Origin of the sequence: Streptomyces sp. NPDC085927 (assembly GCF_044540975.1) — a bacterium.
Classification (GTDB): domain Bacteria; phylum Actinomycetota; class Actinomycetes; order Streptomycetales; family Streptomycetaceae; genus Streptomyces; species Streptomyces hirsutus.
Genome location: NZ_JBITSN010000001.1, coordinates 462,920 through 488,113, shown reverse-complemented (window position 1 = coordinate 488,113; position 25,194 = coordinate 462,920). Strand labels below are relative to the sequence as shown.

26 protein-coding genes are annotated in these 25,194 nt (G+C 69.7%); 19 read left to right on the top strand and 7 right to left on the bottom strand.

The genetic code is table 11. From position 1 onward, the window contains the following. Positions 1-40 precede the first annotated feature (40 nt). A complete protein-coding gene (locus ACIF80_RS02275; protein ID WP_399798288.1) occupies positions 41-811 on the top strand; it encodes a hypothetical protein in 771 nt (256 codons plus the stop codon). A 37-nt stretch (positions 812-848) separates the two neighbouring features. Here the strand turns inward: ACIF80_RS02275 and ACIF80_RS02270 are convergent, their stop codons facing one another. Further along, a complete protein-coding gene (locus tag ACIF80_RS02270; RefSeq protein WP_399798285.1) occupies positions 849-2,186 on the bottom strand; it encodes a M14 family metallopeptidase in 1,338 nt (445 codons plus the stop codon). Positions 2,187-2,427: 241 nt separating this feature from the next. Here ACIF80_RS02270 and ACIF80_RS02265 point away from each other — a divergent pair, with 241 nt between their 5' ends. Next, positions 2,428-3,756 (top strand): Nramp family divalent metal transporter, encoded by a 1,329-nt coding sequence (locus ACIF80_RS02265; RefSeq protein WP_399798283.1) that lies wholly within the window; start codon positions 2,428-2,430, stop codon positions 3,754-3,756. A 25-nt stretch (positions 3,757-3,781) separates the two neighbouring features. Here ACIF80_RS02265 and ACIF80_RS02260 read toward each other — a convergent pair whose 3' ends face one another. The 3 genes from ACIF80_RS02260 to ACIF80_RS02250 form a co-directional block, all read right to left on the bottom strand. Next, positions 3,782-5,065 (bottom strand): hypothetical protein, encoded by a 1,284-nt coding sequence (locus ACIF80_RS02260; RefSeq protein WP_399798280.1) that lies wholly within the window; start codon positions 5,063-5,065, stop codon positions 3,782-3,784. Between the two features lie 59 nt (positions 5,066-5,124). Next, positions 5,125-5,634, bottom strand: a complete 510-nt coding sequence (locus ACIF80_RS02255) for a SigE family RNA polymerase sigma factor (protein WP_399798278.1) — start codon at positions 5,632-5,634, stop codon at positions 5,125-5,127. Between the two features lie 97 nt (positions 5,635-5,731). After that, complete coding sequence (locus tag ACIF80_RS02250) at positions 5,732-6,493, bottom strand: SDR family oxidoreductase (RefSeq protein ID WP_399798275.1); 762 nt, start codon at positions 6,491-6,493, stop codon at positions 5,732-5,734. 78 nt (positions 6,494-6,571) lie between these two features. On the opposite strand from ACIF80_RS02250, the gene ACIF80_RS02245 reads away from it, so the two are divergent. Continuing rightward, entirely contained in the window at positions 6,572-7,477 is a 906-nt protein-coding gene (locus ACIF80_RS02245; RefSeq protein ID WP_399798273.1) for a helix-turn-helix transcriptional regulator, read from the top strand. On the opposite strand, the gene ACIF80_RS02240 is transcribed toward ACIF80_RS02245, so the two are convergent. After that, positions 7,446-7,637 (bottom strand): hypothetical protein, encoded by a 192-nt coding sequence (locus ACIF80_RS02240; RefSeq protein WP_399798271.1) that lies wholly within the window; start codon positions 7,635-7,637, stop codon positions 7,446-7,448. The two genes, ACIF80_RS02245 and ACIF80_RS02240, sit on opposite strands and share 32 nt — an antisense overlap. 9 nt (positions 7,638-7,646) lie before the next feature. Then, entirely contained in the window at positions 7,647-8,498 is an 852-nt protein-coding gene (locus tag ACIF80_RS02235) for a helix-turn-helix domain-containing protein (protein WP_399798269.1), read from the bottom strand. 280 nt (positions 8,499-8,778) lie between these two features. On the opposite strand from ACIF80_RS02235, the gene ACIF80_RS02230 reads away from it, so the two are divergent. Continuing rightward, on the top strand, positions 8,779-9,354 hold the full coding sequence (locus tag ACIF80_RS02230) for an ATP-binding protein (protein ID WP_399798266.1): 576 nt from the start codon (positions 8,779-8,781) through the stop codon (positions 9,352-9,354). Positions 9,355-9,484: 130 nt separating this feature from the next. Here the strand turns inward: ACIF80_RS02230 and ACIF80_RS02225 are convergent, their stop codons facing one another. Continuing rightward, positions 9,485-11,224, bottom strand: coding sequence for a chitinase (locus ACIF80_RS02225; protein WP_399798263.1), 1,740 nt, complete (start codon positions 11,222-11,224; stop codon positions 9,485-9,487). A 497-nt stretch (positions 11,225-11,721) separates the two neighbouring features. Between ACIF80_RS02225 and ACIF80_RS02220 the strand changes: the two genes are divergently transcribed. From ACIF80_RS02220 to ACIF80_RS02150, 15 genes are all read left to right on the top strand, one after another. Beyond that, positions 11,722-12,612 (top strand): hypothetical protein, encoded by an 891-nt coding sequence (locus ACIF80_RS02220; RefSeq protein ID WP_399799387.1) that lies wholly within the window; start codon positions 11,722-11,724, stop codon positions 12,610-12,612. A gap of 116 nt (positions 12,613-12,728) precedes the next feature. Beyond that, complete coding sequence (cpaB, locus tag ACIF80_RS02215; RefSeq protein ID WP_399798260.1) at positions 12,729-13,436, top strand: Flp pilus assembly protein CpaB; 708 nt, start codon at positions 12,729-12,731, stop codon at positions 13,434-13,436. A gap of 9 nt (positions 13,437-13,445) precedes the next feature. After that, entirely contained in the window at positions 13,446-14,714 is a 1,269-nt protein-coding gene (locus ACIF80_RS02210) for a CpaE family protein (protein ID WP_399798257.1), read from the top strand. A gap of 118 nt (positions 14,715-14,832) precedes the next feature. After that, positions 14,833-15,165 (top strand): pilus assembly protein, encoded by a 333-nt coding sequence (locus ACIF80_RS02205; RefSeq protein ID WP_399799384.1) that lies wholly within the window; start codon positions 14,833-14,835, stop codon positions 15,163-15,165. Between the two features lies 1 nt (position 15,166). Beyond that, a complete protein-coding gene (locus ACIF80_RS02200) occupies positions 15,167-15,559 on the top strand; it encodes a TadE/TadG family type IV pilus assembly protein (protein WP_399798255.1) in 393 nt (130 codons plus the stop codon). A gap of 92 nt (positions 15,560-15,651) precedes the next feature. Further along, a complete protein-coding gene (locus tag ACIF80_RS02195) occupies positions 15,652-16,989 on the top strand; it encodes a CpaF family protein (RefSeq protein WP_399798253.1) in 1,338 nt (445 codons plus the stop codon). 10 nt (positions 16,990-16,999) lie between these two features. Then, positions 17,000-17,944 carry a type II secretion system F family protein gene (locus tag ACIF80_RS02190; RefSeq protein WP_399798250.1) on the top strand — a complete coding sequence of 315 codons (945 nt, stop codon included), beginning with the start codon at positions 17,000-17,002 and terminating at the stop codon, positions 17,942-17,944. Between the two features lie 52 nt (positions 17,945-17,996). After that, on the top strand, positions 17,997-18,884 hold the full coding sequence (locus ACIF80_RS02185; protein ID WP_399798247.1) for a DUF5936 domain-containing protein: 888 nt from the start codon (positions 17,997-17,999) through the stop codon (positions 18,882-18,884). A 25-nt stretch (positions 18,885-18,909) separates the two neighbouring features. Beyond that, complete coding sequence (locus ACIF80_RS02180; RefSeq protein ID WP_399798245.1) at positions 18,910-20,607, top strand: sensor histidine kinase; 1,698 nt, start codon at positions 18,910-18,912, stop codon at positions 20,605-20,607. Positions 20,608-20,657: 50 nt separating this feature from the next. Continuing rightward, positions 20,658-21,578: a response regulator gene (locus tag ACIF80_RS02175; RefSeq protein ID WP_399798243.1), complete on the top strand. Its 921-nt coding sequence runs from the start codon at positions 20,658-20,660 to the stop codon at positions 21,576-21,578. Between the two features lie 160 nt (positions 21,579-21,738). Next, positions 21,739-21,936: a Flp family type IVb pilin gene (locus tag ACIF80_RS02170; protein WP_055572639.1), complete on the top strand. Its 198-nt coding sequence runs from the start codon at positions 21,739-21,741 to the stop codon at positions 21,934-21,936. Next, the gene (locus ACIF80_RS02165; protein WP_399798240.1) at positions 21,936-22,535 is read left to right on the top strand and encodes a pilus assembly protein TadG-related protein; all 600 of its coding nucleotides are present in this window, start codon (positions 21,936-21,938) and stop codon (positions 22,533-22,535) included. Before ACIF80_RS02170 ends, ACIF80_RS02165 begins: the two co-directional genes overlap by 1 nt. A 34-nt stretch (positions 22,536-22,569) precedes the next feature. Further along, entirely contained in the window at positions 22,570-23,151 is a 582-nt protein-coding gene (locus ACIF80_RS02160; protein ID WP_399798238.1) for a hypothetical protein, read from the top strand. 8 nt (positions 23,152-23,159) lie between these two features. Further along, complete coding sequence (locus ACIF80_RS02155; protein ID WP_399798235.1) at positions 23,160-23,807, top strand: OmpA family protein; 648 nt, start codon at positions 23,160-23,162, stop codon at positions 23,805-23,807. Between the two features lie 210 nt (positions 23,808-24,017). Further along, a complete protein-coding gene (locus tag ACIF80_RS02150) occupies positions 24,018-25,190 on the top strand; it encodes an amidinotransferase (protein WP_399799382.1) in 1,173 nt (390 codons plus the stop codon). Positions 25,191-25,194: the final 4 nt, after the last annotated feature.

Here is a 25,194-nt window from a genome sequence, read left to right as displayed (position 1 = left end):
GCTGTGCTCCACACAGGATCGTCGACCATACTCATCCGGTGTGGAGCAGCGCATAGGTTCGAGCAGCCAGCCCCAGCCCCTGGAAGGCGCCGGATTCGACCCGGCCTTCATCCCCGGGCTCACCGCACCCGTGTCCGGCACGTCCGACCGCAAGGCGGACGTGAAGGACGCGAAGGGCGAGGAGGAACCGCAGGACGCGGTGCCGGAGACGGACGCGGCCCCGGACACGGAACCGGGGGCGACGACCTCGCTGGAGAAGCCCGGGACTTCCGAGGCCTCGGAAACTTCTGCGGCCTCCGGGACCTCCAAGTCCTCCGGGACCTCCGAGACCTCCGAGGAGGAACCCGCCCCCGACGGCCCCGTCTTCGAGGCGTCCGACCGCCGGGCCGAGATCGTCGCCGATCACAGCGGTGTACGGCTCCGGCTGGACGACCAGGCGTGCGAGTTCCGCTGGGACGAGATCGGCGCGGTGGAGACGGAGACCGCCCGCTTCGGCAAGCGGTACACGGTCACCGTCCACACCACGGAACGCCGTTGGTACCCGATCGAGATCGAGGCCACGTCCCGCAGCCGCTTCGCCACGTGGGACACGGAACTGGACGCGGTCCTGGACACCTACTTCGACGACGGGGCAACCGAACCCGGGACGCCCGAGGCGGACGCCCCCGACAGGGACACCTCCGACACGGACTCACCCGACGCCGACTCGTCCGACACGGACGCCGACGCCGGGAAGCCCGAACCGGACGCCGACGTGGACTCGCCCGACGACACGGACAAGCCCACGTCGGACGCCGGCCCCGCGGCCTAGGCGCCACGGGTACTCCTCGCGACGGGTGGCGGCGCCGCTAACTGCAGTACTGCGCCGCCTTGCCGATGGAGCGGTACATGCAGTCCGCGTTCTCCAGGAGCTGCAGGACGGCGTCCCGGTTCCGGGACGTCTCCCGCTCGATGACCTCGTCGGGCGGGTAGAAACCGCCGCCCGACGAGGACCTCGGATACATCTCGTAGGTGTAGCCGAAGATCTTGTGCGTGCCCCACAGGTAGTCGTCGATCGAGCCGTCCGTGATGTACAGATCGCTGGACTGCTGGGCCGTGTAGCCGTTGCTCGCGGCCATCTTCTGGCCCACCGTGCGGAAGGCGGCGTAATCGTCGGCCGTCATCCCGGTCGTGGTGTCGGAGTAGGTGTAGCCGAACGGCCACAGCACCAGCTCGCTGTACGTGTGGAAGTCGATGCCCGCCTTGATCTGCTGCACCCCGCCCACGACCCGGCTGCGCACGAAGTCGGCGACGACCTTCACCTCGGGCGCGGACTCGGGAGCCGAACCCCGGTAGGTCTCGGAGGACGTGGAGCCGGAGGAGCCGTTGCAGCAGCCCCAGCGGTAGTTCCAGTTGCGGTTCAGGTCGGTTCCGACGTACGAAGAACCGGAGTTGGGCTGGCGGTTCTTGCGCCATGAACGGTAGGAGCCGGTGGCGATGTCGTACTCGCCGCCGTCCGGGTTGAGGTCCGGGACGATCCAGAGCTCCCGGTTGTTGACGATGTTGGTGATCCGCGAGTCGCTGCCGTATCCCGCGCCGAGTTCGCGCAGCAGGTACAGGGCCATCTCCACGGTCAGGTGCTCACGCGCGTGCTGGTGGTGGGTGAACAGGACCTCGGGTTCGTTCTCGTCCGCCGTCACGTTGTCGCTGATCTTGATGGCGACGATGTCCCGGCCCTGGTAGGACCGGCCGATCACCCGCTTGCTCATGATGCCCGGGTACGCCGACAGCCGCTGATCGATCTCGGCGTTCATCTCGGCGTAGTTGTGGTAGCGGGAGTCGGCCGAGGGGAAGTCGAACAGGCGCAGATCGTCGGCGGCGGACGAACGGTCGGGAGCGGAGCCCAACAGCGTGACCTCGTACCCATGTTGGCGCAGGGTGCGGATCTGTTCCGCGCGGCCGGAGACGACCACCGTCTCCTCGTCGGCCTCGTCCACGGTGACCCCGGCCCGCTGGATCGCCGTACGGGTCACGGGAGTCGTGTGCTGGTGGATCTCGTACTGGCGGATGTCTTCGGCCGAAGGTGCCGCCCGTTTCCCGCTGTCGGCGCCGGCCTCCGTGGCCGTCATCGACACGGGTGCGGCGAGGGCCAGGGCGAGGAGTGCTGCGAGCGCGGCGGAGTGTCTGCCGCGTAGGCGAAGTCGCATGAGTCTCCTTGTGGGAGGTGGAGGGTTGTTCGTGCGACGTACGAACTGCTGCGTGCGAACTGCTGGGTGTGCGTGCGTGCCTGCGTGTGTGCGGGCGGGCGTGGTGCGGTGCCGCCATGGTCGATGTATGACATGATCAGGTCAAGGAGGGGTGGCCGGCCGACCCTCGACCAGGTGTATCCGGTGAAGATCCCCGCACGCCCCCTTGTTCCGGCGGCACCCATCCGCTTTCTTGGCCCTCATGGCGGACACCACGGGAAACACCCAGGACACCGGAGCACCACCCCACGGCCCCGGCCCCCAGCCCCGCAAGTCCAGTTGGCGCCACATCGGCCCCGGCATCGTCGTCGCCGCGACCGGCGTGGGCGCCGGCGACCTGGTCGCCACCCTCATCGCCGGCAGCAGCTTCGGCTACACCCTCCTCTGGGCCGCGGTCATCGGATGCCTGGTGAAGATCTCCCTCGCCGAGGCGGCGGGCCGCTGGCACCTGGCCACCGGCCGTACCCTGTTCGACGGCTGGGCGAGCCTGGGCCGCTGGACGACGTACTTCTTCGGCTTCTACGTCGTCGTCTGGGGCTTTGTCTACGGAGCGGCGGCGATGTCGTCGAGCGCGTTACCCCTGCAGGCCCTCTTCCCGGACGTGATGGACCTCGAATGGTGGGGCATCGCCTGTGCCCTGGTGGGCCTCGCCTTCGTCTGGTTCAACAGGTACGCGGTCTTCGAGAAGGTCATGACGGTCCTGGTGGGCATCATGTTCGTGGTGACCGTCTACCTGGCGATCAGGGTGACCCCGAACCTCGGGGACGCCTTCGCCGGACTGCTCCCGGTCCTTCCCGATGCGGACGACTCGGTCCTCTACACCCTGGGCCTGATCGGCGGCGTCGGCGGCACGATCACGCTGGCCGCGTACGGCTACTGGGTCAACGCCAAGGGCTGGACCGACACGGGGTGGATGAAGGTGATGCGCCTCGACAACCGCGTCGCGTACATCACCACCGGCATCTTCGTCGTCGCGATGCTCTTCGTCGGCGCCGAACTCCTGCACTCGGCGGGGCTCGCGCTGGAGAAGGGCGACCAGGGCCTGGTGCAGCTGAGCGACATCCTGGAGGACAGGTACGGCGCCGCGACGGCGAAGTTCTTCCTGATCGGCTTCTTCGCCACGTCGTTCACGTCGCTGATCGGCGTGTGGCACGGGGTGAGCCTGATGTTCGCCGACTTCGTGACGCGCGGCCGGAAGAAGGCGAAGGCGTCGACGGGCGAGGCCATCGCGTCCGGCCGCCCGGAGAAGTCCTGGCCGTTCCGCGCCTACCTGCTGTGGCTGACCTTCCCGCCCATGATCCTCCTCTTCGAAGGTCAGCCCTTCCGTCTGATCATCATCTACGGCGTCCTGGGCGCCGCCTTCATGCCCTTCCTCGCCCTGACCCTGCTCTGGCTCCTCAACTCGGCCCGCACCCCCCGCGAATGGCGCAACGGGCTCCTCAGCAACAGCATGCTCGTCATCGCGGGCCTCCTCTTCCTGGTCCTGTGCGTCAAGCAGGTCTGGGACCAGCCCTGGTCGGAGTTCTTCTAGGGTCTTTCGTTTGGGTCGGGCCGGGTCAGGTCAGGTCGTCCCACCGGGGGCTGAGAGCGATCGTCCGGAGTTCCTCCATGCTCAGCGCGGGGACGTCACGTGTGGCGTCCTCGTGCTGGGCGCCGGTGTTGAAGGCGCTGATCACCACACGCCTGCCGTCGGCGCGCAGGGTGTCGACGGTCCACATGACGACACCGGCGGCGGCCTTCTCGCCCGGTCCCTGCCGGGTCGCGACCCGGGTTCCGTCGTCCAGCGTCTCGGCGGAGGCGTAGAGCGGGTCGTCGGTGCCCAGCATGCCGTGCTGGACGTTGATCTGGACGAAGCTCTTCCCCTCGCCGTCGTCGAGGACGAGATAGGCGTACTCCTCCTCCTGGCCGCCCTTCGACACCACCTCGAGACGGTCGGGGACGAGCCCGGCGAGTGTCTCCCGGACCGCCGGTCCGTCAGCGCTCGGCGGCGGTGCGCTCGATGCCGCGGGCGGCGGTGCGCTCGATGCCGCGGACGGCTTCCCGACCCTCTCCGGAATGGCGTCGACGGCGGCCCGCCACTGCGGAGCCGTGGCGATCTTCTTGAGCTGCGCGACGGACAGCGGGGGCGCGGGCCGGCTGACGGGCTCGTCCTTCTCGGCGGCCGAGTTCCACTCGCCCACGCTGACCTGCTGCCCCTGGGGGGTGACCAGTACAGCGTTCCACCACCTGGTGTCCACGCGCCGGTCCGGATACTCGTATCCCTTGAACAGCATGAGCTTCGACCCGTCCGCCAGGGTGCTGGTGGCACAACTCTCGTGCGGGGTGAACACCTGGTCCGGGCACCGGGTGGCCTCGCGGGCCTGGGAGCTTCCCGGCTCGATGCGGGAGAGACCGACGCCGACGGCTGCGGGTCCCTCGCCGTCGTCGTACACGACCTGGGCGAACGGCCCGCGGACCGAGTCGGTCCCGCGCCCCCGCTCCCCGCTGAACTCCCCGTCGGGGAGGAGCTCCTTCAGTGTGCGGATGAGTTCCTCACCGGAGACGGGCGCCGGAGTGCCCCGGGTGCCGGCGGCGACCCCGGCTCCCGAGGCCGCCGCCGTCCGCCCCTCCTCCCCGCCCCCGTTTCCGCCCGGCAGGAGCAGGGCCCCGCCCACCCCCACGAGCGCGATCCCGGCCGCACCCCCGAGAACGGCGGCCCGCCGCCGCATCCGCATCCGCCTCCCCCGGGTCCGCCCCCCGTCGGTGAGGGCGCCCCGGTCGGCCTCGAAGGCGCCGCCGGTGTCGTGCAGAGCGGCGGAGAGCCGCTCCTCGAAGGGGTCGCTGTGCTGGTCGACGGACATGACGAACCACCGCTTCCGTGAGGTGAACGAGGAGTGAGGAGGGGACGGCCTACGTCCGGTCAGGACCGGGCGTACTCACCGAGGTCCTCGCCGAGCAGTTCCCGCAGCCGGGCCAGGGCGCGCACACTGCGCGTCCGCACCGCCGCCGAACTGACGTGCATCGCGTCGGCGGTCTCCTGGACCGAGCGGTCCTCCCAGTACCGCAGGACGATCACCGCGCGGTCCTTGGCGGGCAGCCCGGCGAGGGCGTCGAGCAGGGTGAGCCGCAGGGACGGGTCCTCGTCGGCGCCCGGCCGCTCCGGGAACGCGGCGGTCGAGCGCTCGGTACTGCTGCGCCGCCGCCGGTGGGCGAGGAACGCGCGGGTGAGCATGGTCTGCGCGTACCCGGCGGGGTTGTCCACGCGGGAAACCCGCCCCCAGTGCACGTACACCCGCCCGAGGGTCTCCTGGACGAGGTCCTCGGCGAGGTGCGTGTCCCCGGCGGTGAGCAGACACGCGGACCGGTACAGAGGCCCGGCCCGCGCCACCGCGAAGTCCCCGTATCCGTCCTCCCGACCGTCCTGCCCCATACGTGCAATCCCCCTCGGCTCTCATCTCATTGATGCGCCGGACCCCGGGAAATGTTTCACTCCCACGTCACATCAGACGGTCGGCTTCGGCAGGTCCTCACACCAGGCCCCCGTTGGCCCGCAGGATCTGGCCGTTCACCCAGTGGCCCTCCGGGCCGGTGAGGAAGGCGACCACTTGGGCGATGTCCTCCGGGGTGCCGAGCCGTTCCAGCGCGGGGGCCTCGGCGAGCGCGGCGATCTGCTCAGGGGTCTTGCCGTCGAGGAACAGGTCGGTGGCGGTGGGGCCGGGGGCGACGGTGTTCACGGTGATGTCCCGTCCGCGCAGCTCGCGGGCGAGGATCAGCGTGATCGCCTCCACGGCGCCCTTGCTCGCCGTGTACGCGCCGTAGCCGGGGGGCCGGGTGCCGACCACGGAGGTCGAGAACCCCACGAACGAGCCGCCCGCCCGCAGCCGCCGCGCGGCCTGCTGGGCGACCACGAAGGTGCCGCGGATGTTGGTGCGGTGCAGGGCGTCGAGCACCGCCAGGTCGAGGTCGGCGATGGGGGAGAGCGCGAGCCGGCCGGCGGCGTTCACGACGACGTCCACACCGCCGAACTCGGCCTCCGCCCGGTCGAACAGCGCGGCGACCGCGTGCTCGTCCGCCACGTCCGCCCGCACGGGGACCGCCCGCCCGCCGGCCGCGGTGACCGCCCGCACCGTCTCCTCGGCGGCGGCCGTGTCACCGGCGTAGTTCACCACGACGGCCAGACCGTCCCGGGCGAGCTCCAGGGAGACCGCCCGGCCGATGCCGCGCGATCCACCGGTCACGACGGCGACGCGGGCGGGTGCCGGTACGGATGCTTCAGGATGTGTGGTCATGCCGTCCACGATGCGCATGGACGACCGGCGGAACCAGGGGACGACATCCCCTGGGTCACTGATCCGGCCGAGCGCAGAATGGGCGGTATGGGTTCTGTGAAGTACGCCGAACTGGGGGCCTTCCTCCGCTCACGGCGCGCCCGCATCCGTCCCGGGGACGTCGGGCTCCCCTCCGGGCCCCGGCGCCGGGTGCCGGGGCTGCGCCGGGACGAGGTCGCCCAGCTCGCCGGGGCATCGGTGGACTACTACAACGAGCTCGAACGCGGAGCCGGCTCCCAGCCCTCCGAGCAGATGATCGCCGCACTGGCGAGGGCGCTGCGCCTGACCGCCGACGAGCGCGACCACCTCTACCACCTCGCGGACCGCCCCGTGCCCGCCCGGGGCGGGGCCGCCGCACACGTCCACCCCGGCATGCTCGACCTGCTCGGCCGGCTGACGGCGACCCCCGCACAGGTGATCACCGATCTGCACGTCGTCCTCGTGCAGAACCCGCTCGCCGTGGCGCTGCTCGGGGACCAGTCCGGCCTGCGGGGGCACCGGGCCGGCTTCGTGTACCGCTGGTTCACCGAGCCCGCCGCCCGGGACCTCTACCCCGAGGCCGACCACGACCGCCAGTCCCGCTCCCTCGTCGCCGACCTGCGCGCGGCAGCCGCCAGGCGGGACGGGAAGGACACCGAGGCCGACTCGCTGATCGGCGCGCTGCTCGACGTGTCCCCCGAGTTCGCCGCACTGTGGGCCGACCACGACGTCGCGGTCCGGCGGGAGGACCGCAAACGCCTCCTCCACCCCGTCCTCGGCCCGCTCGAGGTCAACTGCCTGCACCTCTTCAGTGAGGACGGCCGGCAGCGGCTGCTCTGGTTCACCCCGGCCGTCGGCACCGACAGTGCGGACCTCTTCGACCTGCTCGCGGTCCTCGGCACCCAGGCCGTCGCCGGCCCGGCCGGTACCGGCTTCACAGGAGGTGGTCGGCCTTGCCCGCCTTGATGTCGAGGATCATTCGCCGCAGGGCGTCCCGGCTGTCGGTGAGGTGGTCGTCCTCGGCACCGGCTATGGCGATGTAGCCGTTGCCCTCCAGGTCGGTTCCGAGGCGGAAACAGCTGGCCCCCTCACCGCAGAAGGGGTCTTCCCAGGTGATGTCGTCCATGCTGTCTCCTCACAGGCTATCGACGATGTCCCGGATGAAGTCGCGGGAGGCCTGCGGCGACAGGGCGATGCGCTCCATCCAGTCCACGTGCGTACGGTACTTGGCCAACTGGGCTTCACCGCTGAGGAATTCCGGCCCATGAGTACTGTCAACCTGGACGGTGTCCAGCTGTGGGACCGGTCCCTCCAGGTACGTGAAGATCTGTCCGGACCCGGGAAACGTACCGGCGGTGAACGGCACGATCAGCAGTCGTACGGCAGGCCGCTCGGACATGGCGATCAGATGCTCGAGCTGTGCCCGTGCGCATTCCCGCCCGCCGAACTGCATCCGTACGGCCGCCTCATGTACGACAGCGACGTACTCGGGCGGATCGTCCCGATCCAGCACCTGCTGGCGTTCGATGCGGTACGCCAGCCGCAGTGCGGTCTCGTGCTCCGGCAGGAGTGGCAGGACGGCCCTGAAGAGTTCCAGGGCGTAGTCGCCGGTCTGCAGCAGGCCGGGGATGTGGGCGATATGTACAGTGCGCATCCGCGTCGCCCGGGCCTCGGACTCGGCGATGTCCAGCAGGCCGGCGGACAGCGATCCCCGGTAGCGCTCCCACCAGCCACGTCCGTTGGGCCGGGTCATGGCGACCAGCGCCTCGATGTAGGCCTCGTCCGAGCAGTCGCAGTTGTAGGCAAGGGTGCGAAGCCGCTCCGGGCTGATGGTGCGGATGCCCGTCTCGATGTTGGAGATCTTGGCCCGGTCGAGTCCGAGCAGCCCGGCGGCCTGGTCGGCTGTTATGCCTGCGGCGACCCGCATCCTGCGCAGTTCGTTCCCCAAGCGCCTCTGGCGTTCTGTGGGCGTCGTCCTCGGAGGCATGACCTTCCTTCCTCTGCGATGCGTCAGCAGTTTGCCGCCCTTCGGTGCCCACTCACCACGATTGGGTCATTTTCTTGAACTAGGTGGTAATTGAGTCATCCGTAACTCTACATTGAGTGACGAAGGAGCTACCGCCCGCAGTCGGGAGTGCATCGCGCGAGCCTGCCCGTGTGACGGAGCCACCGACCGCCGCCGCCGACCTTCACCGATCACGCCGACCGCCGATCACCGGCCACCGCCCACGGCAGGGCGCTGCCGTACCTCACCGAAGGAGTCACCGATGTCCGTGTCCCGCTGCCCCGTCGTACCCGCGCTCTCCCTCCCTCCCGCGGCCCCCGTCCCCGAAACCCTGGCCTACAGCTTCACGCTGCCCGCACAGCCGACCAGCCCCGCACTGGCGAGGGCGGCATCGCGGGAGATGCTGCGGGCGCACGGGCTGGCGGACCTGGTGGACCCCGCCCTGCAGGCGGTGAGTGAGCTGGTCGCGGTGGCCTGCCGGTTCACGGAGTCGGCGGACGTCTACCTCTCCCTCCGCTACCGTGCCGCCGCCCTCCGGGTGATCGCCTACGACAGCCACCCGCGCCACACCCACCCCAGGCTGGCCGCGGCCTGCGACACGCGCCGCCGCGCGGCACTCCGCTTCCTGGCCTGCGTCTGCCGCGCCTGCGACGGTTCCTGGGGTTTCGACGAGGCGCGCGAACCGGGCGGCGGCACCCGCATGTGGGCCACCCTGCCCGGCGAGGGCGCGAGGTCGTACGGCGACCCGCCCGCGCCCCGTACCCCCGCCGTCAAGACGGCAGCCCTTCAGGGAGGGCTGCCGAAAAGCGTGAGCACTTGGCAGCCGACTGTCACGTAAGCGCTCAAACGAGCGGCGTCCGGACACTTGCCGCCGAAGTGCTCACGCCTTCGGAAGAGGGTGCGGGGCTCCCGGGCGCCACCGCCGGCCGCGGTGCGGCACCCCCGGAGCGGGGCGACAGGAGAGCCGGTTACGGCAGGGCGTGGACGTGCGGCCCCACCGCGTTGGACCAGGCGTTGCCGGAGGTGGCGTCCCAGTTGGTGGACCAGGTCATGGCGCCGCGCAGGCTCGGGTAGGTCTTCGACGGTTTGAAGGTGCCGCAGTTGGTGCCCCTGGTCAGGCAGTCCAGGGCGTTGTTCACCACCGTCGGCGAGACGTAACCGCTGCCCGCGCCGCGGGTGGAGGCCGGGAGACCGAGGCCCACCTGGGACGGGTCGAGGCCGCCCTCCAGCTGGATGCAGGCCAGCGCGGTCAGGAAGTCCACCGAGCCCTGGCTGTAGACCTTGCCGTCGCAGCCCAGCATCGAACCGCTGTTGTAGTACTGCATGTTGACGACCGTGAGGATGTCCTTCACGTTCAGCGCGGTCCGGAAGTAGGAGTTGGACGTGGACTGCATGTCGATGGTCTGCGGAGCCATCGTCAGGATCATGTCCGGGCCGGCCTTCGCGGACAGCGACCGCAGCGCCTGCGTCATGTAGGTCGCGTTGAGGCCGTTCTCCAGGTCGATGTCGACGCCGTCGAAGCCGTACTCCTGCATCACGGCGTACACCGAGTTCGCGAAGTTCGCCGCGGAGGCGGTGTCGTTCACCGAGACGGTGCCCTTCTCGCCGCCCACCGAGATGATGACCTTCTTCCCGGCCGCCTGCTTCGCCCGTACGTCCGCCTTGAACTGAGCGACGGTGTAACCGTTCAGGCCCGCCGAATCCAGGTTGAAGGTGACCGCGCCCGGCGTGCCCGTCGCGTCCGCGAAGGCGACCGCGATGATGTCGTACTGCGCGGGCACGTCCGAAATGCGCTGCACCGCCGCGCCGTTGTTGAAGTTCTGCCAGTAGCCGGTCACCGCGTGCCGGGGCAGGTCGCCGCCGCCACCGCCGTTGCCCTCCGTCGTCCGGGCCGTCACCGCCGTCGACTTCGGTGATTCGCCCGCCGCGTTGGTCGCCGCCACCTGGAAGGAGTACGAGGTGGCGGCGGCGAGACCGGTCACCGTCGCGGACGTGCCCGTCACCGCCGTGACCTTCGTACCGTTGCGGTAGATGGAGTAACCCGTCGCCCCCGATACGGGGTTCCACCTCAACGACGCCGTCGACGACGTCGTCCCCGAGACGCTGAGGCCTCCCGGCGTGCCCGGAACGGTCGGATCCGGGTCACTGCCTCCGCCCCCGTCGGGGCCGAAGACCGACAGGTCGTCCGTGTAGTAGGGCTGCTGCCCGTACCAGCCGTGGGTGTAGACCGTGACGGACGTGGTCGCGGAGCCGGTGCGGAAGCTCGTCGTCAGTTGCTTCCAGGTGCTGGAGTCCGGGGTCCAGGTGGAGACGTCCGTCGTGCCGGTGCCGGTCACGCCCAGGTAGGCGTAGCCGCCCTGCACCCAGGTGCTCAGCGAGTACGTGGAGTCGGGCCGCACGGCGACGGTCTGCGTGCAGCGGGCGTTGTCCTGGCCGGCCGGGGTGGCCTTGAGCGCGGACGTGCCGCCGTGCACGGGGGACGAGACGGTCGTCCCGCTGTTCGCCGAACAGGTCCAGTTGCTCAGACCCGACTCGAAACCGGCGTTCCTGACGTTGTTCACGTCCGCCGCGGACGCCTGGCCCGCGCCCGCGAGGGGGAGGGTGAGAGCGAGGGCGGAGACGAGGGCGCCCGCCCAGAGGCGGCCCTTGCCGACGGCCGGGTTTCCACCTCGGCCTCTGCCTGTGTCTCTGTCTCTGGTTTCGGTCATGGCTGGTGCGCGGTCCACTGAAGCCTCCGGTGGGGGAAGGGGCGGGATACGGGGGTACAGAGGTATGGGGGGAGAGAGCGGGAGGGGAGAGCCATGGGGACGACGGGCGTCGCCACTGAACCAACAAGGTGGTCCAGACCAATAAGGTTGTCAATGGGTCCAGACCAATTTCGGGGGAGTCGGGTCGCTCCCGGTCGCTCGGCGTTCCGGCCGCCGGCCACCTCCACGCCGGGGTTCCGGCGTCAAGGCAGTGCGCGGGATCTCCACCCCGCGAGCCGTATCGAGACCGGCAAGATGCTCAACGTGCCCCGTTTTGGCGTAACTTGTGCAACGCCAGTTGCTTACGAGCTACACAAACGCTGTTCTCCAGCCATAAAGCCGTGGTTACAGTGCTCGCATAGTCACGCAGCGAAGTCATCAGGGTGCACCGGAGTGACTCCCGGTGGGCCGAGGGGCATGGGGAGAACGGGGAGCCGCGCGTGCCAACTGCCATTGCCGTGACCAGTGCCGACCTGGCGCTGCCACCGCAGGACGAACGGACCCTGCCCGCCGTGGTGCTGCGGGACATCGCCACCCTGCCGCTCGAACAGGCCCTGAGCGAACTCCAGGCGCTCATCGAGCAGCACGGGCACGTCATCGTGGTCTGCTCCAAGGTGACACCCGTCGCCGTCCTACGGAGGCTGCACACCCTGCGCTCCCTGCTGGAGACCGACCGGGTCGCCCTCTTCACCCCCGATCTGCCCCCGCTCGGACTCGCCGTACTGGCCCGCCAGTTGCGGCAGCTGGGCTCCTGCGACCTCAGCCCCGGCGTGCTCGCCTCGGCCGGCCGGCTACTGGTCCACTACATCCACTCCGGTGCCGTGCTCGGTTCCGTCGCCCGCCTCGACCGGATCCCGGTGAACCTGAAGCAGCACGCCAAGTCCTGGATGCCCGGCAGCCAGTTCGCCGTCCTCGCCCACCCGCAGCCGCAACTCGTCCGCCTCGGCCCCGAAGCAGCTCTGAACGGACCGGAGTTCGGCACTTGGATGCTCGTCGCCAAGGGGCAGCTCCAGTCCGACTGGGTCACCGGCACCCTGGCGCCGTCCTGGAAGGTGCAGGGGCTGCGCGAGGCGCCGCTTCCCGCCGAGTCCCCGAGCTGGTGGGGGACCGGCAAGGTCATCGAGTTCTGCAGCTACCTGCCCGACCTCTCCGTCCTCTACCAGCTGGTCACGAGCGTGCGGCGCGGCATCTGTCACTGGTGCGGCATCGACGTCATCGGCGACCGGTGCGTGTTCTGTTCGGCCACGCCACCGTCCGTACCCGCCCACGACCACAGCAACGGCGACAGAAGCAGCAGCGACAGCAACAGCAACAGGAGCGCCAGTAGAGCCCTCGTCCGGCGTACCTGACCCGGACGGCCGGACGGCCGGGGCGGCGCCCTCGCCGACGCACCGTCCCGGCCGTCCCGCTCGACCGTCCCGCTCGATCCGCTCGGCCCACATCCCCCAATGAGGTTGCACGGTCTATGAACTCCCGTCAGCGCCGCGGCGTGATACTCCTGCTCCTGTCGATCCTGTGCGCCCTCGCCGCGTTCGCCGGCGTGCTCTCCGTCATCGACGACGTGGAGTCCAAGGTCGGCCCCGAGGTCAGTGCGTACCGGCTGAAATCGGATGTGGCACCGTACACGCCCCTCAGTACGGACCAGTTCGAGAAGATCGAGATGCCCGAGCGCTGGCTGTCGGAGAACGCGGTCACCGACCTCGGCGACATCCGGGGCAAGATCGCCGTCACCACGCTGCGCGAGGGCTCCCTGCTGCAGAACGACATGATCGTGAACCAGCCCGCCCTGCAACCGGGGCAGCAGGAGGTCGCCATCATGATCGACGCGGCCACCGGCGTCGCCGGAAAGATCACGCCGGGCTCGTCGGTCAACGTCTACGCCACGTTCGAAGGGGAACGCGAAGGCGCCCCCGCCCAGTCCAAGATCATCGTGACCAACGCCAAGGTCCTCGACGTCGGCCGGCTCACCGCCCTCGAACCCGACGAGAACGACCGCGGCCGGCAGCCCACGGACGCCGTCCCCATCACCTTCGCGCTGTCCACCATCGACGCCCAGCGCATCACCTACGCCGAGTCCTTCGCCCAGCGGGTCAGGCTCGCGCTCGTCGCCCCCGGCGGCGACACCACGGTCCCCGAGCAGGACCGTACGTACGAACTCGCGAAGGACAAGTGAGAGGCCCGCATGCCCACGAGGATCCTCCCGGCAGTCGGTGACGCGGACGCCGTCCGGTCCATCACCACGCTGCTCAGTCAGCTCCCGGACGCCGAGCCGATGGCCCCGGTGGTCGACTCCACCCAGCTCGTCGACACCCTCGCGCGCCTGGCCGCCGAGTCGATCGACGAGCTGCCCGAGGTCGTGGTCGTGCACGAGCGGATCGGCCCGGTCCCCGCGCTGGAACTGATCCGCGAGGTGGCCCTGCGCTTCCCCGCCGTCGGTGTCGTCCTCGTCACCTCCGACGCCAGCCCCGGCCTGTTCCAGGCCGCCATGGACTACGGAGCCCGCGGCCTGGCCGCCCTGCCGCTCAGCTACGAGGAACTCGCCAGCCGCGTCCATGCCGTCGCCCAGTGGTCGTCCGGCGTACGCCGCCATCTCGGCGCCGGCAGCGACGTGTTCACCGGCGTCGGCGGCACGGTCGTCACCGTCAGCGGGGCCAAGGGCGGCGTGGGCGCCACCCTGACCGCCATCCACCTCGCCCTCGCCGCCCAGGCATCCGGCCGCAGTACCGCCCTGGTCGACATGGACCTCCAGACCGGGGACGTCGCCTCCTTCCTGGACGTCCAGTTCCGGCGGTCCGTCGTGGACCTCGCCACGATCACCGACATCTCCCCGCGTGTCCTGGCCGACGCCGTCTTCCGCCACGACACCGGCCTCACCCTGCTCCTCGCCCCCGCCGAGGGCGAACGCGGCGAGGACGTCACCGACCGGGCCGCCCGCCACATCGTCGGCGCCCTGCGCTCCCGGTACGAGGTCGTGGTCGTCGACACCGGCGCCCAGCTCGTCGGGGCCGGCGCGGCCGCCGTCGAGACCGCCGACACCGCGCTCCTGGTCACCACCCCGGACGTGGTCTCCGTCCGGGGCGCCAAACGGACGGTACGGATGTGGGACCGGCTCCAGATCCGCAAGGCGGAGGAGACCACGGTCGTCGTCAACCGCCACACCCGGGGCGCGGAGATCCAGCCACCGCTCATCCAGAAGATCGCCGGTACCGCGGTCGCGGCCACCGTGATCCCGGCCAACTTCAAGGAACTCCAGCAGGTCGTGGACGCGGGCCGGGTCCACGAACTGGAGAACAAGAGCGCGGTGAAGCAGGCCCTGTGGACCCTGGCCGGAGAACTCGGCCTGGTCAGGCCCACCGAGGGTGCCCACAAGTCCGGCCGGCTGCGGGGAGACCGGCTGCGCGGCGACCGCGGAGCGGTGAGCATCCGGCGACGCAAGGACGGAGGGGGATGAGGTGAGGGGGGAAGAGGCGCACGCCCGCTCGGGCCGGGACCTCGACCTGAGCCGGGGTCAGGGCCGTGACCGGAGCCAGGGCCGTGACCGGGGCCAGGTCACCATCGAGTTCCTCGGCATGATCCCGACGATCCTCGTGACGCTCGTGGTGCTGTGGCAACTCGTGCTGCTGGGATACACGTTCACCCTCGCGGGGAATGCTGCGGACGAGGCGGTACGGGCGGCCACCGCCGCGGACCCGGGCGCGCGCGACGGCGCCTGCCAGGCGGCGGGGCTGGACAAACTGCCCGGTGCCTGGGAGGGAGCGGCGACGGTGAACTGCGGGACCGGGGGCGGCTTCGTCACCGCCGACGTGACCCTGCGCGTCCCTGTCCTCTTCCCCGGCACCGCCGACTTCCCCTTCGAGGTGAAGGGCCACGCGGGCGCGGTGGAGGAGGAGGTGGGGGACTGACATGGCGTACGACGACAGGCGGGGCGGGCTCCGGCGGGGCCGGGGCTCCCGGTGGCACCGGGACCGCGGGCAGGTGGCGATCGAGTATCTGGGCTTTCTGCCGATTCTCATCATCGTCGCCATGGCCGCCGTACAGCTGGGCCTGATCGCGTACACCGCCCAGCAGGCCGGCACCGCGGCCCGTGCGGGGGCCCGCAGCGCCTCGCTCGACGAGGCGGCTGGGCCGGCCTGCACCGTCGCGGTCAGCGACTGGCTGGCCGGCCGTACCAGCTGCGGGGCGTCCGGGGGCGGCGACGAGGTCACCGTCACGGCCACGATCGACATCCCGTCGATCGTGCCGGGCTGGGAATTCGCCCCGGTCCGGAAGACCGCCACCATGCCCGTCGACCACTGACCACCCGCCACTCGCCATCCGCCATCCACCACCCGCCGGAAACCGACCACAGCAGTAGGAACCACGAACCAGGAACGAGGAGCACCGGACTCATGAGTCTGCGGGCACGTATCAACTCCCCCGAGGAGAAGGGCAGCCGGGGCGAGGACGGCCATCTGGTCGCCTCCTACCGCGCCAAGCTCCTCGAGGAGATCGACCTCGCGGAGATGAGTTCGCTGGCCGCCGCCGAGCGCCGGGCGAGACTGGAGCGGGTGCTCGGGCACATCATCAGCCGCGAGGGCCCGGTCCTGTCGACCGTGGAGCGCTCGCAGCTGATCCGCAGGGTCGTCGACGAGGCACTCGGCCTCGGCATCCTGGAACCGCTCCTCGAGGACCCCTCCATCACGGAGATCATGGTCAACGGCCCCGACGCGATCTTCGTGGAGCGCGGCGGACGGGTCGAGCAGCTGCCGATGCGCTTCGCCTCCCACGACCAGCTGATGCAGACCATCGAGCGCATCGTCTCGACGGTCAACCGCCGTGTGGACGAGTCGAACCCGATGGTGGACGCGCGCCTGCCGTCCGGCGAGCGCGTCAACGTCATCATCCCGCCGCTGTCCCTGACCGGCGCCACCCTCACCATCCGCCGCTTCCCGCGCTCCTTCACCCTTCACGAGCTGATCGGCCTCGGCTCGCTCGACGAGCACATGCTGTACCTGCTGGCGGGCCTGGTGCAGGCCCGCTTCAACGTGATCGTGTCGGGCGCGACCGGCACCGGGAAGACGACCCTCCTCAACGCCCTCTCCGGTCTGATCCCCGAGGGCGAGCGCATCATCACCATCGAGGACTCCGCCGAACTCCAGCTCCAGCAACCGCACGTGATCCGCCTGGAGGCGCGCCCGCCGAACGTCGAGGGCAAGGGCCGCATCACCATCCGCGACCTGGTGCGCAACTCGCTGCGCATGCGCCCCGACCGGATCGTCGTCGGTGAGGTCCGCGGCGGCGAGTCCCTGGACATGCTCCAGGCGATGTCCACGGGCCACGACGGCTCGCTCGCCACCGTCCACGCCAACAGCGCGGAGGACGCGTTGATGCGCCTCCAGACCCTCGCCTCCATGTCGGAGGTGGAGATCCCCTTCGTCGCGCTCCACGACCAGATCAACAGCGCCGTCGACGTCCTCGTCCAGCTCACCCGCTTCGCCGACGGCGCCCGCCGCATCACCGAGATCGCCCTGCTGGAGAGCCACGGGGGCGAGCCGTACCGGCTGGCCACGGTCTCCCGGTTCAACGCGCAGCCGATGGCCTCCGACGGCCGTATCTACGGCGCGTACGAGCATCACCCGCTCCCGCGCCGGGCCGCCGAACGCCTCTACATGGCGAGTCAGCCCGTCCCGCAGGCCTTCGGCATCGCCCGCTCCCTCGACCAGCTCACCACCCGAGAAGCCAGGTAGGGCCGCCGCCATGGATCTGCAGAACCTGATCACGCTGACCACCGGCATCGCACTGCTGACCTGCGTCCTCGCGGTGATCGGCGTGCACCTGTACGCCGCGGGCAGGGCTCAGCGGCAGGAGCTGGTGGACCGGCTGGCGTACACCGGCCAGGTCACGGTCAACGGACGCCGGCGCCACTTCCCCACCCTGGACCGCAAGCTGCGCCGTACGAAGTTCGGCAGGAAACTGGAGCTGCGCCTGACGGCGACCGGCCTCGACATCACCCCCGGCGAGTTCTTCGCCTGCATGGTCGCCCTGGGACTGGGCCTCTTCCTCACCGGCCAGGCCGTCCTGGCCCCGTTCTTCGGCCCGCTGGCCGGACTGCTCGGCATCTGGGCGGCGTTCCAGTTCCTCGACTGGCAACGCCAGAAACGCATCGAGAAGTTCATCAACCAACTCCCCGAACTCGCCCGCATCCTGGCCAACGCCACCCAGGCCGGCCTCGCCCTGCGGACGGCGATCGGCATGGCGGCCGAGGAGCTGGAGGCACCGGCCGGCGAGGAACTGTCCAAGGTGGACAACCAACTGGCCCTCGGCGCCTCGATGGACGACGCCCTGGGGGAACTCGCACAGCGGCTCCCCTCCCGCGAACTCGTCGTCCTCGTCACCACCCTGGTGCTGTCCAACCGGGCCGGCGGCCAGGTGGTCAGCGCCCTGCGGAACCTCACCGACACCCTGGAGGAACGCAAGGAGACCCGGCGCGAGGTCCGTACCCAGCTCTCCCAGGTGAGCATGACGTCGTACGCCGTCCCCGTCCTGGGGGTCGGGTCGTTGTTCCTGATGAACGGGGTGAAGGACGGCGCCCTGGAACGCATGACCGGCTCCCCGGTCGGCCAGGGCGCCGTGATCGTCGCCTTCGGCCTGTACGCGATCGGCTTCGTCATGATCCGCCGCCTGTCCCGCATCGACGTCTGAGCAGCCTGATCGTGGAAGGCAATCGTGGAAGGCAGAGGAGGGACTGACTGACATGGGACTTCTGCTGGCGCTGGTCATGGCCGTCGCCGTGTGGGGCGTCTTCGCCGGCGTGCGCATGTACCGCGCCGACGCGAAACTCCCCGCCGACCTGGCCCTCGCCCTGGAGGTCGGCGCCACCCGCACCGGCGCGGTGGACTCGCTCGTCGACCGCATGGGCATGCGCTACGCCCCGGCCGTCCTGCGCGTCATGGGCCCCCAGCGGGTCGCCAAGTACCGCCGCAAGATCGACCTCGCGGGCAATCCCGGCGGCCTCACCATCGACCGCTACGCCGCCCGCCGCGCGGTCTACGGCTTCCTCGGCGGCTTCGGCTTCCTGGTCTTCCTCATGCGCGGGCAGTTCTTCGTCGCCCTGCTGCTGCTCGCCTTCGGCGCGTTCTGGACGGAGGTCGGCATCTGGTCGGCGATCCGCATCCGCCGGGACGTGATCGAACGGACCCTGCCGGACTTCCTGGACGTCCTCGCCGTCGTCGTCAGCGCGGGCCTCGGCTTCCGGCAGGCCCTGGACCGGGTCGCCACCAAGTACGAGGGCCCGTGGGCGGACGAACTGCGCATCACGCTCCGCCAGATGGACCTCGGCATGAGCCGCCGCCAGGCCTTCACGGAACTGCGCCGCCGCAACGACTCCGAACAGGTCGCCATGTTCGTCACCGCGTTGCAGCAGGGCGAGGAACTCGGCGCCCCCATCGTGGAGACGCTGGTCGCCCTCGCGAAGGACATGCGCCGTACGGACGCGCAGAACGCCCGCCGCAAGGCGGCCCGCGCGGTCCCCAAGGCCACCATGATGATCACCACGTTCATGGTCCCGGCCACGATGATCCTCCTCGGGGCAGGCCTGATCCTGGGCTCCGGCACCGACTTCGGCTCGATCACGGGCGAGTAGGGGGCAGAGGACGGTGGACGGCGGGATGACGACGACCGGGGAGCCCGGGCGGCGCCCAGGGCGCAGGGGCCGACCGGAGCGCGAGGGCCGGCGGAGGGGCCGAAGAGGGCTGTGGCGCCGCGCCAGGCCGCCCCGCACCACCAGGCCCCCGGCGGGCGTCCCGGCCTTCCCGGAGTCCTCGGCACTCCCGGAGCGTGCCGCCAGGAGCGTGCCGGCCACCCCGGAGCCACCAGGGTGGCCGGCACCACCGGTGCCCCCAATACCACCCATACCCCCCGTGCCACCGGTGTCGGCGGTGAACGACCGTCGCCCCGCCAGGGACCGGACCACCACCCCTCATCCACCCGCACCGGACGTCGACCTCCAGATCAACGCCCTCCAGGCCCTGTGCCGGCAGGTGTTCGGCTTCCGGCTGGCGATGATCGCACTGGCCGCCCCCGCCGCCCTCCTCAACGCGGGGCCGGGCTGGGGAGTGCGCCTGGTCGGCATCGCGGTCGTGGTCACCTTCATGGGGTCCTACGTCCTCGTACGGGACTGGGAACGCTTCGGCCCCCTCCTCCTGCGCCACCCCAGCCTGCTCGCCGTGGACACCCTCTTCGGCTCGCTCCTCCTCGTCTCCGCCGGCCCCGGCAGCCTTCTCGCCTACGCCGGCGTCTGCACCCCGCTCCTCGCCGGTCTGGTCTACGGGTGGCGGGGGGCGGCGGCGTTCGCCTCCCTCCAGGGCCTGATCCTGCTCCTGGTCCACGCGACCCTGGCGGACGCGGACCCGCACGCGAACCTCACGGAGACACTGTTCCTGCCGGGCCTCTGCGTCATCGCCGGCGCGGTCGGCTCCAGCCTCCGCAACCTCATGCTCCGCTTCGGCACGGCCACCCGGGCCCTGACCACGGTCCAGACCCGCCTGGCCGCCACGGAGGCGGTCAGCGAGGAACGCGCCCGCCTGGCCCGCGAGATGCACGACTCGGTGGCGAAGACCCTGTACGGCGTCGCCCTGGCCGCCGACGGCCTGGCCGGCTCGGCGAGCGCCGGACACGTGGACGTGGCGCTGGTACGGCAACAGGCGGAACTGGTCGCCCGCTCGGCCCGCAGAGCCGCCGCCGAGTCCCGCGAACTCCTGGCGGACCTGCGCGGCGAGCCGCCCCGGGGCGCGGCGGGCACGGGAGCGGGCGAGGGGACGGGTGCGAGGACGAGCAGGACGAGCAGGACGAGCAAGGAGGTGGGCACGGGGAGGACGGACGCGGGGCAGAGTGTGGACCTACTGTCCGAACTGTCACTGTGCACACGCGACTTCAGTGCCCGCACCGGCCTCCCGGCGGCATTCGGCCGGACGGGCGACAACGCGGCCCCGTCGCACCGCCCCGCCACGGTCCCCCTCCCGGTGGCCCGCCAGGTCCTCACCATCGTCGGAGAGGCCATGGAGAATGCCCATCGCCACGCCTGCCCGACCCGGGTCGCCGTCGGCGCGGGCGTCCACGGCGACCTGCTCCGCATCATCGTCCACGACGACGGCCGCGGCCTCCCGCCCGGCACGAACCTCGAACAACTCCGCAGGGACGGCCACTTCGGCCTGGTCGGCATGGTCGAGCGCGCGGCGGCGATCGGCGCCCGCATCCGCGTCGGCCGAGGCACCCACCCACGCGGCACCGAGGTCCGCCTGGAACTCCCGTTGGCGTCCCCAAGCCCCCGTACCGGCACGTTCGCGGCAGCGGAGGCGGCCCGATGACCCCGTACCCCGTACCCCGTACCCCGTACACCTCGAGAGGAGGGACCCCGATGACGCGGATGATGCCGAACCAGGCGCCCCCGACCACCGCGACCCTGCGGGTCCTCGTCGCCGACGACAACCCCGTGGTCCGCGCGGGCCTGACGGCCCTGCTCTCCGGCCGGGGGGAGATAAGGGTCGTGGCGGAGGCGGCAGACGGCAGGGAGGCCTGCGAGGCGGCCCGTGACCACCGTCCCGACGTCATCCTCCTCGACGTCCGGATGCCGGGCATGGACGGCATCTCGGCACTCCCGTACCTGGTGCGGATCGCCCCGGTGGTGATGCTGACGTACAGCGGGGAGTCGGAGATCGTCGAGGAGGCGCTGCGCAGGGGAGCGGGCGGATACCTGGTCCACGGCGAGTTCACGGCGGACCAACTGGTGTCGGCCGTACGGGACGTCAGCCGCGGCCGCCCCCACTTCACCCCCACGGCGGCGGAAGCGCTGCTGACCCAGCTCCGCAAGACGCCCTCGGGCCCGCCCCTGCCGGAGGGCCTGGGAGGTCATACACGTCATGCGGATGCGACTGCATACGAAGTTTCCACGACGAAGCTGCCGTATATGAACCTCCAACAAGGAGCACCACCAGGCAAATTGGGCACACCGCAGCTCGCGCCCCCGCCTATTTCTTCACAAAACCTTTCGCAACTGCAACCGAATGTGGGACAGTCGTCGTCAGGGTGGACAAGCGGTCGTCCGGCAGCCGCTTTCGACAGGTCGAGGTTCCAACTGAGCAGCAGGGAGGCGGAGATCATGAACCACATCGCATCCGGCATGAACAACCAGCAGATCGCCGCCACTTGTTTCATCAGCGAGAAGACGGTCAAGAACCACATCAACCGCATCTTCGCCAAGCTCCACAGCACCAGCCGTTCCGAAGCCGCCGCGAAGTGGCTCGGCACGGCCCCGGACTCCACACGAGAACTGGGGTGACCTGCGGTGACGTCAGGGGGGACGAAGCGGCGGCCCGGCAACTGGGCCCGGGATTGGGTCCTGGGGCCCTCTGGCGGACTGGGAAATTCGCCGTACGTTGCTGATATCGAATGCGGCACCCTGAAGGAAGCCGCAACCGCGTCAGCCGGAGGGGAACACCATGAGCAACTGGATCAACACCACGGTCACCTACCTCCACTCCCGCACCGCCCGCAACGACAGGGGCCAGACGGCGGTGGAGTACCTGGGCATCATCGCGGTGGTGGTGGCGATCGTTTTGGCGATCACGGGGACGAGTATTGGTCAGACGATCTTCGATGCGATCACAACCAAAATCGCCGAGGTCACCGGAGGCTGATGCGGTCTCGCAAGCACGGCGACGCAGGGCAGGCTTTCCCTATTTACATCACGGTGGTGGGGGGCCTGCTCTTTCTCGCGTTCGCGTACTTGGCGGTCGGGCAGGCGGCGGCCAACAGAAACGGTGCTCAGACGGCCGCGGACGCGGCCGCGCTCGCTGCGGCTCAGGACAGGCGTGACCAACTCGCGGGCGCCTGGGTCGAAGACCTTCTCGATCCGACCGAGTGGCAGGCGATCTTCGACGGCAGTGCCGAAGGGCTCGACGAGTCGTGCTGGCGCGCACAGCAACTCGCGGCGCAGAACGACGCGGCTGTCCAGGGGTGTGAGCTGGACGGGCTGCTGGGCTACACGGTCGAAGTCGAGACGACCGACACCGTGGGGGACTCCATCGTGCCCGGTACCGAGAACATGAAGTCGCAGGAAACGGCCACTGCGGTGATCGACCCTCGCTGCACCTTCGATCTCCTGGCGGAAGATGCCCCCGAGGACGCACTGCCGCTGCTCACCTGCAAGGGCGAAGAGTGGGAACTGGATCCGGAAGGTCCAGTGGAACTCCTTCCGCAGCCCGAGGACCTTTTCGACGTCCACCTGGCCGACTGACCGACGAACGACGAGTGACTAAGGAAGCAGTGGCATGAGCATTCGGTTCACAACGAAGGCCCGGAGGGGGATGGCCGCGCTCACCGTTGCGGCCGGACTGGCCCTCGGTGTGGTCGGCTGCGGTGGGGGTGAGGACGACGACAAAGGGGCGGCGGCCACGGCTTCCGCTTCCAAGGGCAACGGTTCTGCTCCGAGTGCCCAGGAGGAACAGGCGGACGATCCCATTGCCGAACTGAGAGGGTCGGACGGGCTGATTCTTCAGGTCACTTCTGCAGAACGTGACGCTGGAGGCTTCGTCACTGTGAACGCGATTCTGAAGAACGACGGGGCCAAGAGCGTCACGGTCCCTGCTGCGCTGAGTGGCAACGAAACCGAGATTGTGCGAAACGGCCGGTCACTCGGCGGCGCCACTCTGGTCGACTCGAAGAGCAAGAAGCGTTATTACGTACTGCGTGACACCGAGGGTCGCCCACTGACGACGACGGGCTTCTCGGCAATCAAGGCCGGTGAGAGCCTCTCCGTCTTCATGCAGTTCCCCGCGCCGCCCGCAGAGGCATCCGAAGTCACCTTCCAACTGCCGACGTTCGCCAGCGGCACCATCCAGATCTCTGGGTGAGGCAGACCATGACACGTACCCGCCTGAGTCCGGTGCAGCCAAGGTTCTCCACGGTTGTCACCACCGTCACCGTCCTGGTGGTCACCAGCCTCTACGGTGCCACCGGCGCTGCCGCCGCCGATGACCCCAGCGTCCCCCCGGGCTCCGAAGCCACCGCCTCCGCCCCGGTCGAACTCGACCCCAACGACCCGGATCTGAAGCTCCCCGACGGCGCCACCCTCGCCGAACCGAAGGTGCTGGACATCAAGCAGGTCGTCGAGGAGCAGAGCGGTGACGAGCGCCGCGAGGACACCAACGCGGAGGTGACGTTCGCGCTGCAGGCCGAGGTGCTGTTCGGCAAGGACAGCGCGAAGCTCGGCTCCCAGGCGAAGGCCCGTATCGGCACGATCGCCGAGGAGATCAAGAACCAGAACGCGACGAGGATCCGCGTCTTCGGCTTCACCGACAACCTGGGCTCCTCGGCCCACGGCGACGTCCTGTCCCGCAAGCGCGCGAACGCCGTCCACACCATCCTGGGCCAGGAACTGAACGACCCCGGCGTCACGTACGAGGTACGCGGCTACGGGGAGCAGTACCCGATCGCCGACAACTCGACGGAAGCCGGCCGCAAGAAGAACCGCAGGGTCGAGATCTCCTTCCCCCGCACAGCGAGCTGACCAGTTTCAATGCTCTGTCCTGACGTGCTGATAGGCCCTCATGCAAGAGGGATACCCACGCCTTCAATCCAGTCGAACATCTGACCGGATTGAAGGCGGTAAAGGTGAACATCTCGCTCGACGATGCACATGGGTCGGCTCCGCATATCCACTTACGTAAAAGGTTGGATATGGTGAGTCACTGACTTTGGCGATCGAAAGCGGTTGAACATGGCGGTAACGCCAAGACGTGGTATCGAGGCAGCGGCAGATGCCGATGCGCGTCCGGCGCGATCGGCCGTAACTGGCGGCACTTCAGAACCTCTCGTTTCTCCGGTCAATTCCCACAATGAGTGGGACCCGCTGGAGGAGATCATCGTCGGGCGTCTCGACGGTGCGACGATCCCCTCCGGCCATCCGGTCGTGACCTGCAACATCCCGCCATGGGCGGCGCGGATGCAGGGGCTTGCCGCCGGATTCAGGTACCCGCGCCCGTTGATCGAGCGGGCGCAGCAGGAGCTCGATCAGTTCATCGCCCTCCTGCAGTCCCTCGGTGTCACCGTCAGGCGCCCGGACGCGGTCGACCACCGGCGGCGCTTCGGTACCCCCGACTGGTCGTCACGCGGTTTCTGCAACACGTGTCCGCGCGACAGCATGCTCGTGATCGGCGACGAGATCATCGAGACCCCGATGGCATGGCCGTGCCGGTATTTCGAGACCCATTCCTACCGCGCGATCCTCAAGGAGTACTTCCGGCGAGGGGCGCGCTGGACGGCGGCCCCCAAGCCGCAGCTCACCGACGAACTTTTCGAGGCGGACTTCCGTATCCCCGAGGCTGGCGAGCCCATGCGCTACATCCTCACCGAGTTCGAGCCGGTGTTCGACGCGGCGGATTTCGTACGCGCGGGACGCGACCTGTTCGTCACGCGGAGCAACGTCACCAACCGGATGGGCATCGACTGGCTGCGCCGCCATCTAGGACCCGGCTATCGCATCCACGAAATCGAGAGCCGCTGCCGCGCACCCATGCACATCGATACGACGTTCGTCCTCCTCGCGCCCGGCAAGGTGCTGGTCAACCCCGAATACATCGACGTCGACCGCCTACCCGACGCCCTGAGTTCGTGGGACGTCCTGATCGCGCCCGAACCCCGCCCTATCGACGACCGTTTACTCAAAGTCACTTCGATGTGCGGCAAGTGGCTGAGCATGAACGTTCTCATGATCGACGAGAAACGGGTGATCGCGGAGCGGCACCACACCGACATGCTGCGCGCGCTGGAGAAATGGGGGTTCGAGCCGATCCCGTGCGACCTGCTGCACTACGCACCGTTCGGCGGCTCGTTCCACTGCGCGACACTCGACATCCGACGCCGCGGCACACTCGAGTCGTACACCGGCTGACGGC

Excerpts from the sequence above, each read along its gene's own strand:
- ACIF80_RS02270 (WP_399798285.1), bottom strand. The coding sequence starts at position 2,186 with ATGCGACTTCGCCTACGCGGCAGACACTCCGCCGCGCTCGCAGCACTC.
- ACIF80_RS02265 (WP_399798283.1), top strand. The coding sequence starts at position 2,428 with ATGGCGGACACCACGGGAAACACCCAGGACACCGGAGCACCACCCCAC.
- ACIF80_RS02260 (WP_399798280.1), bottom strand. The coding sequence starts at position 5,065 with ATGTCCGTCGACCAGCACAGCGACCCCTTCGAGGAGCGGCTCTCCGCC.
- ACIF80_RS02255 (WP_399798278.1), bottom strand. The coding sequence starts at position 5,634 with ATGGGGCAGGACGGTCGGGAGGACGGATACGGGGACTTCGCGGTGGCG.
- ACIF80_RS02250 (WP_399798275.1), bottom strand. The coding sequence starts at position 6,493 with ATGACCACACATCCTGAAGCATCCGTACCGGCACCCGCCCGCGTCGCC.
- ACIF80_RS02245 (WP_399798273.1), top strand. The coding sequence starts at position 6,572 with ATGGGCGGTATGGGTTCTGTGAAGTACGCCGAACTGGGGGCCTTCCTC.
- ACIF80_RS02240 (WP_399798271.1), bottom strand. The coding sequence starts at position 7,637 with ATGGACGACATCACCTGGGAAGACCCCTTCTGCGGTGAGGGGGCCAGC.
- ACIF80_RS02235 (WP_399798269.1), bottom strand. The coding sequence starts at position 8,498 with ATGCCTCCGAGGACGACGCCCACAGAACGCCAGAGGCGCTTGGGGAAC.
- ACIF80_RS02230 (WP_399798266.1), top strand. The coding sequence starts at position 8,779 with ATGTCCGTGTCCCGCTGCCCCGTCGTACCCGCGCTCTCCCTCCCTCCC.
- ACIF80_RS02225 (WP_399798263.1), bottom strand. The coding sequence starts at position 11,224 with ATGACCGAAACCAGAGACAGAGACACAGGCAGAGGCCGAGGTGGAAAC.
- cpaB (WP_399798260.1), top strand. The coding sequence starts at position 12,729 with ATGAACTCCCGTCAGCGCCGCGGCGTGATACTCCTGCTCCTGTCGATC.
- ACIF80_RS02210 (WP_399798257.1), top strand. The coding sequence starts at position 13,446 with ATGCCCACGAGGATCCTCCCGGCAGTCGGTGACGCGGACGCCGTCCGG.
- ACIF80_RS02205 (WP_399799384.1), top strand. The coding sequence starts at position 14,833 with ATGATCCCGACGATCCTCGTGACGCTCGTGGTGCTGTGGCAACTCGTG.
- ACIF80_RS02200 (WP_399798255.1), top strand. The coding sequence starts at position 15,167 with ATGGCGTACGACGACAGGCGGGGCGGGCTCCGGCGGGGCCGGGGCTCC.
- ACIF80_RS02195 (WP_399798253.1), top strand. The coding sequence starts at position 15,652 with ATGAGTCTGCGGGCACGTATCAACTCCCCCGAGGAGAAGGGCAGCCGG.
- ACIF80_RS02190 (WP_399798250.1), top strand. The coding sequence starts at position 17,000 with ATGGATCTGCAGAACCTGATCACGCTGACCACCGGCATCGCACTGCTG.
- ACIF80_RS02185 (WP_399798247.1), top strand. The coding sequence starts at position 17,997 with ATGGGACTTCTGCTGGCGCTGGTCATGGCCGTCGCCGTGTGGGGCGTC.
- ACIF80_RS02180 (WP_399798245.1), top strand. The coding sequence starts at position 18,910 with ATGACGACGACCGGGGAGCCCGGGCGGCGCCCAGGGCGCAGGGGCCGA.
- ACIF80_RS02175 (WP_399798243.1), top strand. The coding sequence starts at position 20,658 with ATGACGCGGATGATGCCGAACCAGGCGCCCCCGACCACCGCGACCCTG.
- ACIF80_RS02170 (WP_055572639.1), top strand. The coding sequence starts at position 21,739 with ATGAGCAACTGGATCAACACCACGGTCACCTACCTCCACTCCCGCACC.
- ACIF80_RS02165 (WP_399798240.1), top strand. The coding sequence starts at position 21,936 with ATGCGGTCTCGCAAGCACGGCGACGCAGGGCAGGCTTTCCCTATTTAC.
- ACIF80_RS02160 (WP_399798238.1), top strand. The coding sequence starts at position 22,570 with ATGAGCATTCGGTTCACAACGAAGGCCCGGAGGGGGATGGCCGCGCTC.
- ACIF80_RS02155 (WP_399798235.1), top strand. The coding sequence starts at position 23,160 with ATGACACGTACCCGCCTGAGTCCGGTGCAGCCAAGGTTCTCCACGGTT.
- ACIF80_RS02150 (WP_399799382.1), top strand. The coding sequence starts at position 24,018 with ATGGCGGTAACGCCAAGACGTGGTATCGAGGCAGCGGCAGATGCCGAT.